Here is a 13794-nt window from a genome sequence, read left to right as displayed (position 1 = left end):
TGCAGGAGCTCAGGCAACAAGGCGGAATCTCCGGGGGGAATATGGCGCAGGATCGATCGCGGGCTGTCCATCCGTGACCAGATCGGCGACGAGGCGGGCTGTCGCCGGGCTCATCGACATGCCGAAATGGGCGTGGCCGAAGGCATGGACGATGTCGGCGCACCCGGATGCCTTGCCGATGACTGGCAGACCGTCGGGGGTCGATGGACGATTGCCCATCCACATGTCGTGGTCGCCGTTCTCGATCACGGCGCTTGCCTGTGGAAACATGCGCTTTGCGAAATGCAGCAGGATGCGCGCCCGGTCCCAGTTCGCAGGCGCGTCTGGCGCGGCCAGTTCGACCTGCCCCGCCAGCCGCAGGCCCGCGGGGGTCGAAGCGACGGCCAGCTTGCCCTCGGCCAGCATCAGGCTGATCTCGGGCCGGACGGGGCAGTCCCGGATAACGACGTGATAGCCGCGCTCCGCGATCAGCGGAACCCGGTCGCCCGACTGCCGGGCCAGCGCGCCCGAGCCGATCCCGGCCGCAACGACCGCATGCGCGCAGGGCACGTCGCCCTGCTTGGTCCTGACCGCGCGCAAGCGCCCGCCGGCAATGTCGAAGCCAGTGGCGCGAGTCTTCAGTATCCGGCCACCCCGGCGCAGGAAAAGCCCGGCGAGCGCCGCGCAGTAGCCGCCGGGATCTCGGAGCGAGCGGGACGGCAGTATCCGCGCGCCCACGGCATAGTCGCTCGAAAGCTCGGGCGCGAGTTCACGCAACTCCTCGCCCCGGTGGAAGCTGCAGGCGATCCCCTGCTCGCGCCGCAGCGCCCAAGCCTTCTCGTCGGCGGCGAATTCGGCTTCGTCGCGGTAGGCATACATGACACCGCGCGCGCCGAGCAGATCGCTGCTGCCTGCCTGATCCGCCCGCGCCTCATAGGCAGCGACGGCACCTCGCAACAGCGCAGCGCGCACGGGAATGTCGCGTTGGACGCGCGCCCAGCTGCGTCCTGCCAGAACAAAGCGTGGAAGCCAGGACAGCAGCCGTGGCAGATGGCGCCAGCGGATGATGAAGGGGCCGTTCGGATCGAGCAGAAAGCCCGGCACCGTCTTCCACAATCCCGGCAGTGAAATCGGGATGATGGCGCCCTCGTTGACCCATGTACCGTTGCCGTAAGAGGCGGCTTGCCGGCCTCCGGGCTGGTCCGGTTCGATCAACTGGACTGCAAATCCGCGGTCCTGAAGCTCCAGCGCAGTAAATAGACCCACGATGCCGCCGCCGATCACGGCCACCGTCCGGGGCCTCTGGACGTTCATGCGCTTTGCCGCGAGGATGGCTGCGCACTCAGATCGTCGCGCAGCTTCAGCATGCCGGTGCAGACCTCCTCCAGATCCGCCATCGCAAAGCCGTCGGCATGTTCCCACCCCGCTTCGGCCAGCAACTCACGCAGCCGCCCATGATAGCGGACCCGCCCAGCCTCGACCGTCAGACCGTTGCGCCGCTCGAACGCGTCGTTCCAGGCGATTGCCTCGGCTTCGGTCACGGCTTCGGGCAGGTCCAGCATCAGCCGGTCGCCCTCCAGCCGGACGGGATAGCCGCCGGGCAGGCCGCTTGGCGCGGGAACATGCCCGCGCCATTCGCGGCCCGCGACAAACGCCAGCATCAGGGTGACCCCCGATGCGCCCGATATCTCGATGGCCGGCTCTGGCGTAAGCTGGCAATGGCTGAAGTCCGCGAAGGGGTCCGCGATCTCGTGATCGTCGATGAACACGCGGGGTGCAGGGGCGCCGCCGCGCTGTCCGGGTGGCAGGCGCCACGGCGCGAGGCATTGATAATGTGCAAGGACGCGCAAGCGCCCTTCGGGCAGGTTTTCCCGCGCGCCTTCGAAGACGTTCGAAAGGATCGCCACGTTGCCGGTGCCGCACAGGACCTCGTGTCCCATTGCGGCGATCATGCCGTTGACCACGTCGGGAAAAGAGCAGTTGATCAGACGGGTGGCCGGCGCGTGCCTGCTGATGGCTGCTGCCATGCGCCCCGAGATCAGCGCCTGGAAAACCGCCGTCGCGCTCAGCCCGCCTTCGGCGACCAGGTCGGTCCAGCGCGAGCCGCCGTCGGAAATCACCGTCGAGGTCTGGATCGAGGCCGCCTGCACAACCAGGCGGGGCTGATATTCGCGGATGAGGGCATCGCTCGCGCCGGGCTCCAGCAAGTCGATCGCGTGGCTGACGAAGCGTGCGGGCGTGCCGAACATCGCGGCGCGCGCGTTTCCTGCGGTGCGCAGCCAGTCCAGACGCATCCGGTTGCGCCCCGCAATCACCACCGTCACGGGCGTCTTGGCCGTGGCCGCGATGTCCAAGGCCATTCGGCCGGCGAACATGCCCGTTCCCGTGATGAGGATGTCAGTGGTCATCGCTGATCTCCGTTGGTTGCAGCAGGCTTGCGCGTCTGCGCGGCTTCCCAGCGGGCGGCCGGGTCGATCGGCATGAGATGCTTCTGGATGCGCTGGCTTGCGGTGCGGGGAAAATCCGGGACTAGGGCGATGTAACGGGGCCGCTGATAGGGGGCGAGTTGCTGCGCCATCCAGGCCCAGATCTCGGCGGGATCAGGGCTGGTTCCCGGCTGCGGCTGAATGAAAAGCTGGATGTCGTATTCCCCGATCTGGGCAGGAACGCCAACCATCGCGGCATCCAGCACCAGAGGATGCCGCGATGCGACGCTTTCCACCTCGAAAGCCGAAACGTTCTCCCCCCTGCACCGCACGGAATCCGTCAGGCGGCCGTGGAAGGACAGCCGCCCCTCGGCGTCCCACGAGCCGGAATCTCCGGTATGGAACCCGTCGGGCCGGATCGCCTTGGCGGTCGCTTCGGGGTTGCGATAATAGCCCTGGGTGATCGCGCCCGGCAGGCTGGTCCGCACGATGATTTCCCCGCGGCCCTCGCCCGGACCCAGAATGCGGCCGGCCTGGTCCTTCAGCTCGACGTCGAACCACGGCGCGGGGCGACCGACCGAGCCCACCGCGCCCTCGTCGTTCCATGTGGTCAGGCTGGAGCATTCGGTCATCCCGTAGCACTCGCGTATCTGCACGCCGAAACGCTCCTCGAAGGGCCGCCACGCGTCGGGGGCGCAGCCGCCGCCCCAGGCGATGCGGACGTCGTGCTTGCGGTCCCACGCGCCTTCCGGCTGCTTGAGCAGTATCTGGATGATCCCGCCCAGGTGGTGGATATGCGTGCACCCGCCTTCCGATACCTGCCGCCAGAATTGCGAGGCGCTGAACCGATCGGCGAGAGTCAGGCGGACCTCGCGCAGCAGGGGAAGCAGGACGACCTGCGCGCCGCCGATGTGATAGAACGGCTCCCACATGAACAGATTGTCACCGGGTGCCAGATCCGCACAAAGGGCGACCGCCTCGGCAGCCAGTTCCAGCATCATGTGCGTGACCATCACGCCCTTCGCCGGGCCCGTGGTGCCCGAGGTGAACATGATCGACGCCAGATCATCGGGCGACGGCAGGGGGATCGACGATTCCGCCAATCCCGACGGCATGGACCGATCCGCGATCACCTCGACCGCGAAGTTCCCCGGCATCCCCGAGAAACCCGCCTCGAGTCCCGGATCACACAGGATCAGCACCGGATCGGTGGTGCGCATGACATGGGCCAGCGGCTCTCCGACGAGGGCGGGGTTGACGGGCACCCAGACCAGCCCGGCGCGCATCAGCCCGTGAATGATCGCCAGCGAGGCCGGGCTGTTGGACATCATCACGACGACGCGGTCACCTTTTTGCAGGCCCCGATCGTAAAGCCGCTCGGCAACGGCATTCGCGGCCGCAGCGACCTGCCCCATCTCGATTGCGTCTGTCGCGGTCTGCGCGAAGACGCGCTGCGGGGTGTTGCGACCATGATCCTGAAGCAGGTTTGCCAAGCCCTGGATTTGCATTCTCGATCGAACCTTGATGTTTGCCGGCGCCGGACGGCCGGCCGGTTTCATTTCTGAAGCTTCTGCGCGGCGAGCAGGATGGCCGTGACGATCACCAGCACGACCACCGACACCGCCGCCAGCGTCGGATTCAGTTGCAGGAACATGTCGTCCCACATCTGCTTCGGCAGGGTGGTCCTCAGCCCGCCCGAGATGAAGATCGCGATGGTCAGCTCGTCGAACGAGGTGACGAACGCGAACAGCCCCGCCGCGATCACCCCGCCGCGCAGCAGCGGCAGCGTGATGCGCCGCAGGATGGTCAGCCTTCCGGCGCCAAGCGTTTCCGCCGCCTGGTTCAAACGCCAGTCATAGCTTTTCAGGACCGCGCCGATGGTGATGAAGCAATAGGGTATCGCCAGCAGCGTGTGACCGATCACCAGCCCCGTGTTGGTCGCGACCAGCCCGATCTGCGCCATCAGATAGAAAAGCCCGACCGCGATCACGATCCGCGGCACCACCATCGGCGCCAGCATCAGCGCGAAAAGCGGCCCGTTCCAGCGAGAGCGTGACCGGGCGAGGCCCAGCGCCGCCAGCCCGCCCAGCACGGTGGCGCAGAAGGCGGTCGCCAGTGCCACCCCGAACGAGCGAATGGTCGCCGAAATCCACACGGGGGAGTTCACGTATTGCTCGAACCACCGCAATGAGAAGCCGGGCGGCGGGAACTGAAGCGAACTGGCGGAGGTGAACGCCAGCGGAAAGACGACCAGCATGGGTGCGATCAGGAAGATGAGGGCCAGGACCGGATAGATCGCCGAGCCACGATCATCGTTGCCGATGGATGATCCGAACCGGTCGAAGGGGCTGGAGATCCAGGCCATGAACTCAAGGAAACGCCGCCCGAGGCGGCGCAGGATGCCGCTGCTTGCCCGAACTCCATCGCTCGAAGAACCGCCGGAGATCGTGGAGAGGCCGAAAAAGCGGTTGTAGATCCAGATCGAGATCAGCGCCGCCACCACCATGAGGCTGGCCAGAACCGCAGCGAATGACCAGTTCACCAGCTCCTGGACCTGGGTGATGATCGTCTGGGCCAGCATGGTCTGCCCGCTGCCGCCCAGAAATGCCGGCACGATGAAGAATCCCAGCGAGGTGATGAAGGTCAGCAACCCCGCAGCGGCGGCACCGGGCACCGACAGGGGGAAATAGACCAGCCAGAACCGCTGCGAGCGACTGGCCCCCATGGTGCCTGCGGCCAAGGTGAGCCGGCGATCGATTCCGTTCATCACCGGCAGCATCGTCAGGACGGCGAGCGGCATCATCGCGTGCACCATGCCGATGATGACACCCAGTTCGTTATACATCAGTCCCAAGGGACGTTCGATCAGCCCCGCTTCCACGAAAAGCGTATTCAGCACGCCGCGATGCCCAAGCAGGATCATCCAGGCGAATGTCTTGACCAGATAGGATGTCCAGAAGGGCAGCAGCACCAGAAGCGCCAGCAAGGACTGTTTGCGGCTATCCATCCTCGAAAGCCACAATGCGAGGGGATATCCGAGGATGACCGAAAACAACGCCGTCAGGATGGCGATGCGAAAGGTGATCCCGAGAATGCGCCAGTAGACGGGCGCCTCGGTCAAGCGCAGGTAATGCTCTGCCGTGAGAGCCCCTGTCTGTGGGTCCTGAACCCCAAGAAGGAACAATCGACCCATCGGGAACAGGAAGAAAGCGGCCAGCAGCAGCACGGCCGGCAACGCCAGCCATAACGGGTTGGACCGAAAGCGCGAGAGCACAAGGGAAGGCGCGCTGCTCATGACACGATCCTGGCCGCCGACTTCGCCCAATGGACCGCCACCTGATCCCCGATCGCCGGCATCGCGCCGGTCGCCGGATCGTGCCGCAGCATGATTTCGGTGCTGTCGGGCAATGACACCAGCAAGCGTGTATCCGCGCCGACATACACGAGATCGTTCAGGCGCCCCGTGACACCGTCATACTCTCCGTCGGGTGGCGGCCCAAGGCGCATCTGTTCCGGCCTGACGATCAGCGCAACTTTCTCGGTCCCCCGATCCCTCGCCGTATAGGCGCCCCGGAAATCACCCGAGGGCGTGCGGATGACCGCTGTCCTGTCATCCATGGAAAGCCGTTTTCCCGTCAGCACATTGGAGTGGCCGATAAACGTCGCGGCGAATAGCGTCTCCGGGTCGGCATAAATCCTGTGCGGCGCGCCAAGCTGCTCAACCTTTGCATGATTCATCACGCAAATTCTGTCCGACATGACCAGCGCCTCTTCCTGGTCGTGGGTGACATAGACAACAGTCGTGCCGTATTCCTTGTGAAGGCGGCGGATCTCCATCTGCATGTTCTCGCGCAGCGCCTTGTCCAGCGCACCCAGCGGCTCATCCATCAGAATCAACCGTGGGCGGAAAACGAAACAGCGGGCCAGCGCCACGCGCTGTTGCTGGCCCCCCGACAGTTCCTTGGGAAAGCGGTGGGCGAAAGCGTCCAGCTGCACCTTCTTCAGCGTTTCATCGACCCGCGAGCGCAGCTCGGCTTGCGGCAGTTTCCTCATCTGCAACGGAAATGCCACGTTCTCCGCCACGGTCATATGCGGGAAAAGCGCGTAATGCTGAAAGACCAGCCCCATCCCCCGTTGGTTGACCGGACGAAAGGTCCAGTCTTCGCCATCCACCCAGAGCTTGCCCTCTGACGGTTCGGTGAGGCCGGAAATCATCTGAAGCAGTGTCGTCTTTCCAGAACCTGATGGCCCGAGCAAGGTCAGGAATTCGCCGTCGTCCACCGAAAGGCTGGTCGGTTCAAGCGCCGTGAACGCGCCATAACGCTTTGAAAGCCCTTCGAGCACGAGCTTGTTCTGACGGGATGCCGCTGTCATCGTGGCTCCTGAGTAATCGACGTTTGTTTTCGGCACGGGCGAAACGCTCCGGGGGCAGCACCCCCGGAGCGCGGGCGCTGCTCAGCCAAGCAGCCACGCATTGAAGCGCTCGGTCAGTTCGGCGCGGTGTTCCTTCCAGTAAGGCTCCGACGCCAGCGACATGACCGCGAGGTTCTGCGGAGCGGTGGGCAGGATTGCGGCCCGTTCCGGCGGGATGAAGTCATAGGCCCGGAGGTTGGTCGGGCCGTACGCCAGATCTTCGGTGTACTTCGCCTGCATCTCGGCTTGCGCACAGAAGGCAACGAATTCGCGGGCAAGATCGGCCTTCGGGTTCCCTTTGGGAATCCCCCAGCCTTCGATGGAATAGAGACCGCCATTCCAGACGATCTTGACCGGCGCTCCGTTATCGACCGCGGCCTGGAAGCGCGCGTTCCAGCCGGCGATCAGGTCCACCTCGCCGCTTTCCAGCAGCTGGGTCGATTGCGCCCCGCCGGTCCACCAGACGTCGATATGATCCTTGATCTCGTCCAGCTTGCGGAAGGCGCGATCGACATCGAGCGGGTAAAGATCCGCCGGCGCCACGCCATCGGCCATCAACGCGATTTCCAGCGTGTCGATGGGATTGCGCCTCAGGCAGCGGCGCCCAGGAAACCGCTCCAGATCCCACATCGCCGCCCATCCTTCGGGCGCTTCGGGAAGGGTGTCCGCATTGTAGGCCAGCACGGCCGAATAGACATCGACGCCCAGCATGTTGGGGTGGACCGCCTCGGGCATCACATCGGCGACCTTGGCGGGGTCAAGGTTCAGGGGTTCGAGCAGATCCTCTTCCTCGAGAATGAGCCGCGCCGAAAGCGTCAAGGTGCAGACATCCCAGATATAGGATTTCGTCTCGACGATGGACTTGAACTGCGCGGTCGGCTCGGCGTCGCGGGCGACCCCGTTGATCGTGATGCCGGTCTCGGCCGTGAAGGGCTCATAGAATGCCCTTCGATAGCCTTCCGTGAAGGGCCCACCCGGATCGGCCACCACAAGCGACTGGCTTGCCCAGCTGCGACGCGCCAGCATCGGGGTGGCCAGGACGGCAGCCCCCCCGATCAGCAGACCACGCCGCGACATTTCGAGAATGCCGTCTTTCGTCATTGGAGTTCTCCTCTGTTGGTCGGATCTCGGCATCGTGGACCGATGCTCGTTTTTGTCTATCCTGCCATGCTGTCACGCCTTGCGCGCAGCGCGCGAGGCGAGAAACTTCTCCATCATGGCCTGCGGCTCGCCCGACGCATAGGCTTCGCGCTGGATGCGGACACCTTCGGCCATGGCATTGTCGAACCCCGCCTGGGTCATATCGGCGAAACGCGCCCGGTTCAGGCGCATGGCGCCCGCCGGCTTGCCGGCCAGAAGCTCCGCCAGTTCCAAGGCCGTCTGCTGGACGTCTTCCGCCGGAACAAGCCGTGAGATCAGTCCGAACTCATAGGCTTCGCTCGCTTCGAGCATCCGCCCCGTCAGCGTCAGGTCGATGGTCCGGGCAAGACCGATGACTTCGCGCATGATCCAGCTGCCGGTCACCGTCGCGATGCCGGAGTTGATCTCGGGCTGACCCATCTGGACGCCGGCATGCGCCACGCGCAGATCGCAGAGAAGCGCGACCTGGAAAGCGGACCCCGCAGCCACCCCGTTCAGCGCCGCGACGATCGGTTTCCGGCCAAGTCGGAACTGATTGTAGAGCCGCTTCCACTCGGCCATCCAGGTTTCGGCGCGATCGGCGTCGAAACCCTTGCTTTCCGACAGGTCCTGGCCAGCCCCGAACGCGCGATCACCCGCGCCGGTCAGGACGATGGCGCCGATGTCGGCATCTTCCTCGGCAGCTTCCAAGGCGGCGATCAACTGGTCACGCATGGCGGTGTTCCAGGCATTCAGCTTGTCCGGGCGGTTCAGTGTCAGCCGACGCACCCGGCCGATAGTCTCCTCCAGCACGAACTCCGCCATCGGTCCCTCCTATTGCATGCCAATAATACTTATTGCATGTTGCTTGCCGAATCGTAGTCAGGTCAAGCTTCATTTTGCGACCCGCCCGATGCCGGCGCAGTTTCTTCAGGGGGTGTCAGATGAAGAGCGACGCAAGCCGGCCCAAACGCAGCGATCCGCTGATGGTGCAATCCGTCGCCAAGGCGTTCCGCGTGCTGACCGTCTTCGACAAGGGACGCGGCTCGCTGACCCTGTCCCAGATCGCCGATCTCGCCGATCTCGATGTCAGCAGCGCGCAGCGCTTCACACACACGCTCACCCAACTCGGCTATCTTCGCAAGGACCCCGCGTCGCGCCGGTTCGAGCTGTCGATCAAGACATTGGAGCTGGCATATCACTACGTCCGGGGATCGCGGCTGATCGATCGGGCCATGCCCGTCCTGCTGCATCTGAGCAAGGAAACCGAGGAAGCCGTCAGCCTGACCGTGCTGGACGGCACTGAAATCGTCTTCGTCTCGCGTTATCTCAGCCGGCGCATGCTCAACACCGATGTCATCTCCGGCTCGCGGCTGCCGGCCTATTGCACGTCAGCCGGCCGAGCCATCCTGTCGCGCATGCCCGACGCAGCGGTGCGCGACATTCTGGAGCGGTCGGAGATACGCAAATATACCCCGGCAACACCGACCGACAAGGAAGAGCTTCTGGCGCGCATCGACGAGGCGCGGCGGATCGGCTACGCGGCGGCGTTCGACGAGATCTATCACGGCGACGCCTCGGTCGCGGCACCGATCCTGGGCGGAGATGGCGAAGTGGTCGCGGCCGTCAGCGTGGCGGTTCCGCTTGCCCGGATGGAGCGTGCGCAGTTCCTGGAGACGTTCCCGCATCTGGTGACGGCTGCGGCACGCGGCATTTCCTACTGAACCGGGGCCAACTTCCTGTTGACAGCGGCCACCCTGTCGTTGCTCCCTGTATGCAACATTTCTTATTGCATGGCAATAGAACGGCAGCAATGATGAACCCGCCTCTGTTCCGCTCGGCCGTAGCACGCCAGCCCGACGCGATCATCTACCTGGACGGCATCGAGATGCCTGCGCGAAGCGGCGAAAGCCTGATCACGGCGCTGCTTGCGGCGGGTCTCATGACGGGACGCTCGGAATTCGACGGCAGCCCGCGTTGCGGCTTCTGTCTCATGGGCGCCTGTCAGGACTGCACCTTGTGGGCAATTTCCGGCGAAAGGCTGCGGGCCTGCATGACCGAAGTCGTGGACGGAATGGAGTTATGCCGCCTTCCGCCCGAACCGGGATCGCAGAATGAGTGAATTGCATCCGGTCGTGATCGGCGCGGGACCGGCGGGGCTCGCCTGCGCGAAAGCCCTGCTCGAGGCGGGCCTGCGCCCCGTCGTGCTCGAGGAGAACCCGCGTCCGGGCGGACAGGGAACAAGGCGGCTTTCACCGCTGATGACGCCGGAGGCGGAACGGCTCTTCGGTCATGCGCAGGCCGGGGCAACCGCGCGCCGGGAGGCCGAGGAAGATCGCGTCCTGGCCGCGTGTGACTGGCGTCCGGGCAGTCTGGTCTGGGGCATCTTCGACAACCGGCTGGCGATCTTGCGGGACGGCCGGCACGACAGCCTGCCCTATGACCGGCTGCTGATCGCGACGGGTGCCACGGACCGCATCATGGCTTTTCCGGGCTGGACCCTTCCCGGCGTGTTTTCGCTGGGTGCGGCGCAGGTCGCGCTGAAACAACATGCGGCGTTCATCGGCAGCCGCGTCGTGCTGGCCGGCGCATCGCCCCTGCTCTATCTCGCTGCCGCGCAATATCTGCGCATGGGCGTCCGCCATCTGACCATCGTCGATGCCGCCAGCCGGGCGCAGAAACGCCGCGCCGCGGCGGGCATGGCGATGACCGGTCTCTCGACACTGATCGAGGGATTGCGGCTTCTGCGTGAGTTGCGAAGGCCGGACGTCCGCCGGATCGATGGCGCAGATCTGGTGCGTGCTATCGGGGGCGAACGGCTGGAAGCGGTCGAGATCCGTCACGCATCCGGCCGAACCGAAACCCTGGCCTGTGACGCACTGGCATTCGGCCACGGCTTGCGGCCCGAAACCCAGTTGGCTGAACTGGCAGGCGCGCGGTTCAGCTTTCACCCGCAACTGCGGAACTGGTTTCCGATCATCGACGCGGATGGCCGCGCCGGGCAACGCCTGTGGCTCGCCGGCGATGGCGCCATGACGGGCGGAAGGGAAGCGGCTGCATATAGCGGAAGGCTGGCGGCGCTTTCCATGCTTGCTGATCGCGCCGGCGCTGCAAGCCCGGTGACGCGCGAAGCACGCGCGTTGCGGCGCAGGGCCCGGCGTCTGCGGCGGTTTCAGGTGCACTCAGCCGGGGCGTTCCCGTGGCCGCATGAGCAGGCCGCCGCCATGCCCGACGACACCATCATATGCCGCTGCGAGCGCGTGACGGCCGGGGAAATCCGCAAGGCGGTTTCGAGCACGGCCGGACCCGTCGAAATCAACCGCGTCAAGGCGATCACCCGTTGCGGCATGGGCCGCTGCCAGGCCCGGTTCTGCGGCCCCACCCTGCAGGAACTCACGGCCGCCGCCAGCGGACGGCCGGTCGAATCGGTCGGACGCTTGCGCGCCCAGGCGCCGTTGCGCCCGATCCCTGTCGGCAGCGCCGACGAAGAGGCACGCGCATGACGCAGAGCTTCGACGCGGTGATCGTCGGCGGGGGCTTGTTCGGCGCGTTCACCGGCCTTTTCCTGACAAGGATGGGCAAGCGGGTCGCGTTGGTCGAACGGGGCCATGTGGGGGCGCAGTCCAGCGGCGCGAATTTCGGGAAGCTGCGGCTTCAGGGGCGGGCAATCGAACAATACCCGCTGTCACTGGCGGCGCAAAGCCATTGGGAAAACTTCGAGTCCCTGACTGGCGAAGGCTGCGAATACGACCGCACCGGCATGATCTATCTCGCAAGCAGCCCTGATGGTCGCCAGAAGCTGCTGAAATACGCGCAGAATTCGCTGGCATGCGGATTGGAGGTCGAGGTCGTGGAAGGCGAGGCGCTGCGCCGGAAGATGCCATGGCTGGCGGCGCAGGACGGCATGATTGCCTCTTGTTCGACCCGCTGCGCCGTGGCCAACCCGCGTCTTGGCACCCCTGCGGTGGTCCGGGCGATGCTGCGGGGCGGCGGGGTGCTGTTCGACAACGCGGAAGTCACCCGGATCGCGCACGGCTCCAACGGGTTCACCCTGAGCGGCCCGACTCTGGATACCGTTTCCGCTCCGGTCCTCGTCAACGCCGCAGGCGCTTGGGCGGCCGCAATTTGCGCGCAGTTCGGAGAGGAGGTTCCCCTCATCGCCGCCGGGCCGCCCCAGTTCGTGACCGAGCCCCTGCCCTACACGCTGCGTCCATCGCTCTACACGATCGAAGGCGACCTGCTGCTGCGCCAGATCCCGCGCGGCAATTTCATCTTTGCAGGCTACCCGCGAACATTGGCGAATGCGGATGGCGAGCATACTCTCGTGCCGCCGCAGAAGACTCTGGCGGGCATGCGTTCCGTCGCGCGGAAACTGCCCTTCCTGCGGCACGCCGAGGTGATCCGCGTATGGTCAGGCGTCGAGGGGTATCTGCCCGACATGCTGCCCGTTCTGGGCCCGAGCCAGACGACACCGGGACTGTTCCACGCCTTCGGCGGCAGCGGCGGCGGCTTCCAGATCGCCCCCGCCGTCGGGGAAAATCTGGCGTATCAGATCTGCGGGCGTCCCCCGCCGGTCGATCTGACCCGGTATTCCATCGGCCGCTTCAGCAGCAACCTCGTGGTCAGCGAAAAGATGACGTCCGAGTTCGACCCAAGCGGATATGATCGGCGCTGCTAGGCCCAGGACTTCGGTAACGGGGTCGTCTTGGTCAAGCAGTTTCGGTATGCGAGGCCCGCCGCTGAGCTGCGGCCGGTGTTTGCGTTATATCCCATCCTGCTGTTGCCGCGGCCTTCGAGGCGTCGCGCCCTGTGAGTGCTGGACGTAATCTCCCCCAAGATCGCTGGCGCCTCGTCGATCGTTCGGATCTGCGTCTGCCTGTCGTCATCGCAGCCTCAGCAGGATGTTGCGCTGGCCGGTTGAACCCGCGCAATTCCCGTCCTCAGCGCGCCAGGCCGAGGCGGTTCAGATAGGCCGCCGAAGGGAGAATTCCCGACTTGTCGCGCAACTCAAGGATCAGGCGCGGTTTCGAGGTGATCTCCCCCAGCGCGCGGAAGACGGCAGGCCAGCAGATCGTGCCCTCGCCGATGCTCCAGTGGCGGTCGGCATAGCCGTCGGCGTCCTGAAGGTGGACATGTTCCAGCCGGCCGCCGGCGCGGCGGACGTAATAGTCCACCGGCGGCGCGCCGGTCGAGCCGAAGGCGTAATGGGCGTGCCCCGTGTCGATGGACACCGCCATCGCGGGCGAATCGAAGCTGTCGGCGAGGATGCGGCGGATGTCGGGGTCCTTGTCCTGGATGTTCTCGATCACCATCGTGACGCCGATCTCCTCGGCCCGCTTCACGACCGCCGCCATGGTCCTGTGGCAGTTGTCCAGCACCCGGTCATAGGCCGCCCGCCCCTGGAAGTTGTCGAGATTGTTGAAGTCCCATGTCGAATAGGGCGAGTGGATGACCATCTGCGTGGCGGCCAGATATTCGCACACATCGAGACCCTGCATAAACTTGCGGGTGTTCAGCGCCCGGATGTCGGGGTCGGGGCAGGCGATATCCAGACCCCAGAAAGGGCCGTGGATGCCGAGGCGGCCGGTATGGCCTGCCAGCAGCGCCTTCGCCCGGTCGGCCACGGATTTCCAGTCGCCGTTCAGCAGATCGGCGTCGATGAAGTCCTGCAGCTCCAGATCGCGGTTTTCGGAAAGGATGAAGTCCTGCAGCGTTTCAATTCCGGCGGTCGGGATTGCGACGCCCAGAAGCGGAAGATCGGTCGTAAGCGCCACGGCGCTCTCCTCCTGCCGCTGCTGATCTGATCGGTCCATTCTCCGCGGGTGGGCATGGCGCGAAGGAGTTGGTTTTGGAGATA

Annotated in this window: 12 protein-coding genes; 4 read left to right on the top strand and 8 right to left on the bottom strand. The window is 65.3% G+C overall.

All coding sequences use genetic code 11. From position 1 onward, the window contains the following. Nucleotides 1-9: 9 nt before the first annotated feature. The 7 genes from KTN05_RS08655 to KTN05_RS08625 all read right to left on the bottom strand — a co-directional run bounded on the left by KTN05_RS08655 (nucleotide 10) and on the right by KTN05_RS08625 (nucleotide 8762). The gene (locus tag KTN05_RS08655) at nucleotides 10-1293 is read right to left on the bottom strand and encodes an FAD-binding oxidoreductase (protein ID WP_217328998.1); all 1284 of its coding nucleotides are present in this window, start codon (nucleotides 1291-1293) and stop codon (nucleotides 10-12) included. Next, entirely contained in the window at nucleotides 1290-2387 is a 1098-nt protein-coding gene (locus tag KTN05_RS08650) for a hypothetical protein (RefSeq protein ID WP_217328997.1), read from the bottom strand. Before KTN05_RS08650 ends, KTN05_RS08655 begins: the two co-directional genes overlap by 4 nt. Continuing rightward, on the bottom strand, nucleotides 2384-3913 hold the full coding sequence (locus tag KTN05_RS08645; protein WP_217328996.1) for an AMP-binding protein: 1530 nt from the start codon (nucleotides 3911-3913) through the stop codon (nucleotides 2384-2386). The genes KTN05_RS08650 and KTN05_RS08645 overlap by 4 nt, the downstream gene beginning before the upstream one ends. Before the next feature lie 47 nt (nucleotides 3914-3960). Further along, the gene (locus tag KTN05_RS08640) at nucleotides 3961-5700 is read right to left on the bottom strand and encodes an ABC transporter permease subunit (RefSeq protein WP_217328995.1); all 1740 of its coding nucleotides are present in this window, start codon (nucleotides 5698-5700) and stop codon (nucleotides 3961-3963) included. Continuing rightward, nucleotides 5697-6779, bottom strand: coding sequence for an ABC transporter ATP-binding protein (locus KTN05_RS08635; RefSeq protein ID WP_217328994.1), 1083 nt, complete (start codon nucleotides 6777-6779; stop codon nucleotides 5697-5699). The genes KTN05_RS08640 and KTN05_RS08635 overlap by 4 nt, the downstream gene beginning before the upstream one ends. 81 nt (nucleotides 6780-6860) lie before the next feature. Then, nucleotides 6861-7919 (bottom strand): ABC transporter substrate-binding protein, encoded by a 1059-nt coding sequence (locus tag KTN05_RS08630; RefSeq protein WP_217328993.1) that lies wholly within the window; start codon nucleotides 7917-7919, stop codon nucleotides 6861-6863. Between the two features lie 72 nt (nucleotides 7920-7991). Then, entirely contained in the window at nucleotides 7992-8762 is a 771-nt protein-coding gene (locus KTN05_RS08625; RefSeq protein ID WP_217328992.1) for an enoyl-CoA hydratase/isomerase family protein, read from the bottom strand. 191 nt (nucleotides 8763-8953) lie between these two features. Here KTN05_RS08625 and KTN05_RS08620 point away from each other — a divergent pair, with 191 nt between their 5' ends. From KTN05_RS08620 to KTN05_RS08605, 4 genes are all read left to right on the top strand, one after another. Beyond that, the gene (locus KTN05_RS08620; protein WP_371823311.1) at nucleotides 8954-9661 is read left to right on the top strand and encodes an IclR family transcriptional regulator; all 708 of its coding nucleotides are present in this window, start codon (nucleotides 8954-8956) and stop codon (nucleotides 9659-9661) included. A 92-nt stretch (nucleotides 9662-9753) separates the two neighbouring features. Continuing rightward, on the top strand, nucleotides 9754-10059 hold the full coding sequence (locus tag KTN05_RS08615) for a (2Fe-2S)-binding protein (RefSeq protein WP_217328990.1): 306 nt from the start codon (nucleotides 9754-9756) through the stop codon (nucleotides 10057-10059). Beyond that, nucleotides 10052-11440, top strand: a complete 1389-nt coding sequence (locus KTN05_RS08610; protein WP_217328989.1) for an NAD(P)/FAD-dependent oxidoreductase — start codon at nucleotides 10052-10054, stop codon at nucleotides 11438-11440. The genes KTN05_RS08615 and KTN05_RS08610 overlap by 8 nt, the downstream gene beginning before the upstream one ends. Then, nucleotides 11437-12615 carry an FAD-binding oxidoreductase gene (locus tag KTN05_RS08605; protein WP_217328988.1) on the top strand — a complete coding sequence of 393 codons (1179 nt, stop codon included), beginning with the start codon at nucleotides 11437-11439 and terminating at the stop codon, nucleotides 12613-12615. The genes KTN05_RS08610 and KTN05_RS08605 overlap by 4 nt, the downstream gene beginning before the upstream one ends. Nucleotides 12616-12877: 262 nt before the next feature. On the opposite strand, the gene KTN05_RS08600 is transcribed toward KTN05_RS08605, so the two are convergent. Then, on the bottom strand, nucleotides 12878-13750 hold the full coding sequence (locus KTN05_RS08600; protein ID WP_217328987.1) for a sugar phosphate isomerase/epimerase: 873 nt from the start codon (nucleotides 13748-13750) through the stop codon (nucleotides 12878-12880). Nucleotides 13751-13794 lie beyond the last annotated feature (44 nt).

The organism is Paracoccus sp. Z118, assembly GCF_019061185.1.
Taxonomy (GTDB): Bacteria; Pseudomonadota; Alphaproteobacteria; order Rhodobacterales; family Rhodobacteraceae; genus Paracoccus.
The sequence above is the reverse complement of the archived record's forward strand: the minus strand, read 5'-3'. Positions and strand labels throughout refer to the sequence as shown.

Excerpts from the sequence above, each read along its gene's own strand:
- KTN05_RS08600 (WP_217328987.1), bottom strand. The coding sequence starts at position 13,750 with ATGGACCGATCAGATCAGCAGCGGCAGGAGGAGAGCGCCGTGGCGCTT.
- KTN05_RS08640 (WP_217328995.1), bottom strand. The coding sequence starts at position 5,700 with ATGAGCAGCGCGCCTTCCCTTGTGCTCTCGCGCTTTCGGTCCAACCCG.
- KTN05_RS08615 (WP_217328990.1), top strand. The coding sequence starts at position 9,754 with ATGAACCCGCCTCTGTTCCGCTCGGCCGTAGCACGCCAGCCCGACGCG.
- KTN05_RS08650 (WP_217328997.1), bottom strand. The coding sequence starts at position 2,387 with ATGACCACTGACATCCTCATCACGGGAACGGGCATGTTCGCCGGCCGA.
- KTN05_RS08635 (WP_217328994.1), bottom strand. The coding sequence starts at position 6,779 with ATGACAGCGGCATCCCGTCAGAACAAGCTCGTGCTCGAAGGGCTTTCA.
- KTN05_RS08655 (WP_217328998.1), bottom strand. The coding sequence starts at position 1,293 with ATGAACGTCCAGAGGCCCCGGACGGTGGCCGTGATCGGCGGCGGCATC.
- KTN05_RS08645 (WP_217328996.1), bottom strand. The coding sequence starts at position 3,913 with ATGCAAATCCAGGGCTTGGCAAACCTGCTTCAGGATCATGGTCGCAAC.
- KTN05_RS08630 (WP_217328993.1), bottom strand. The coding sequence starts at position 7,919 with ATGACGAAAGACGGCATTCTCGAAATGTCGCGGCGTGGTCTGCTGATC.
- KTN05_RS08605 (WP_217328988.1), top strand. The coding sequence starts at position 11,437 with ATGACGCAGAGCTTCGACGCGGTGATCGTCGGCGGGGGCTTGTTCGGC.
- KTN05_RS08610 (WP_217328989.1), top strand. The coding sequence starts at position 10,052 with ATGAGTGAATTGCATCCGGTCGTGATCGGCGCGGGACCGGCGGGGCTC.
- KTN05_RS08625 (WP_217328992.1), bottom strand. The coding sequence starts at position 8,762 with ATGGCGGAGTTCGTGCTGGAGGAGACTATCGGCCGGGTGCGTCGGCTG.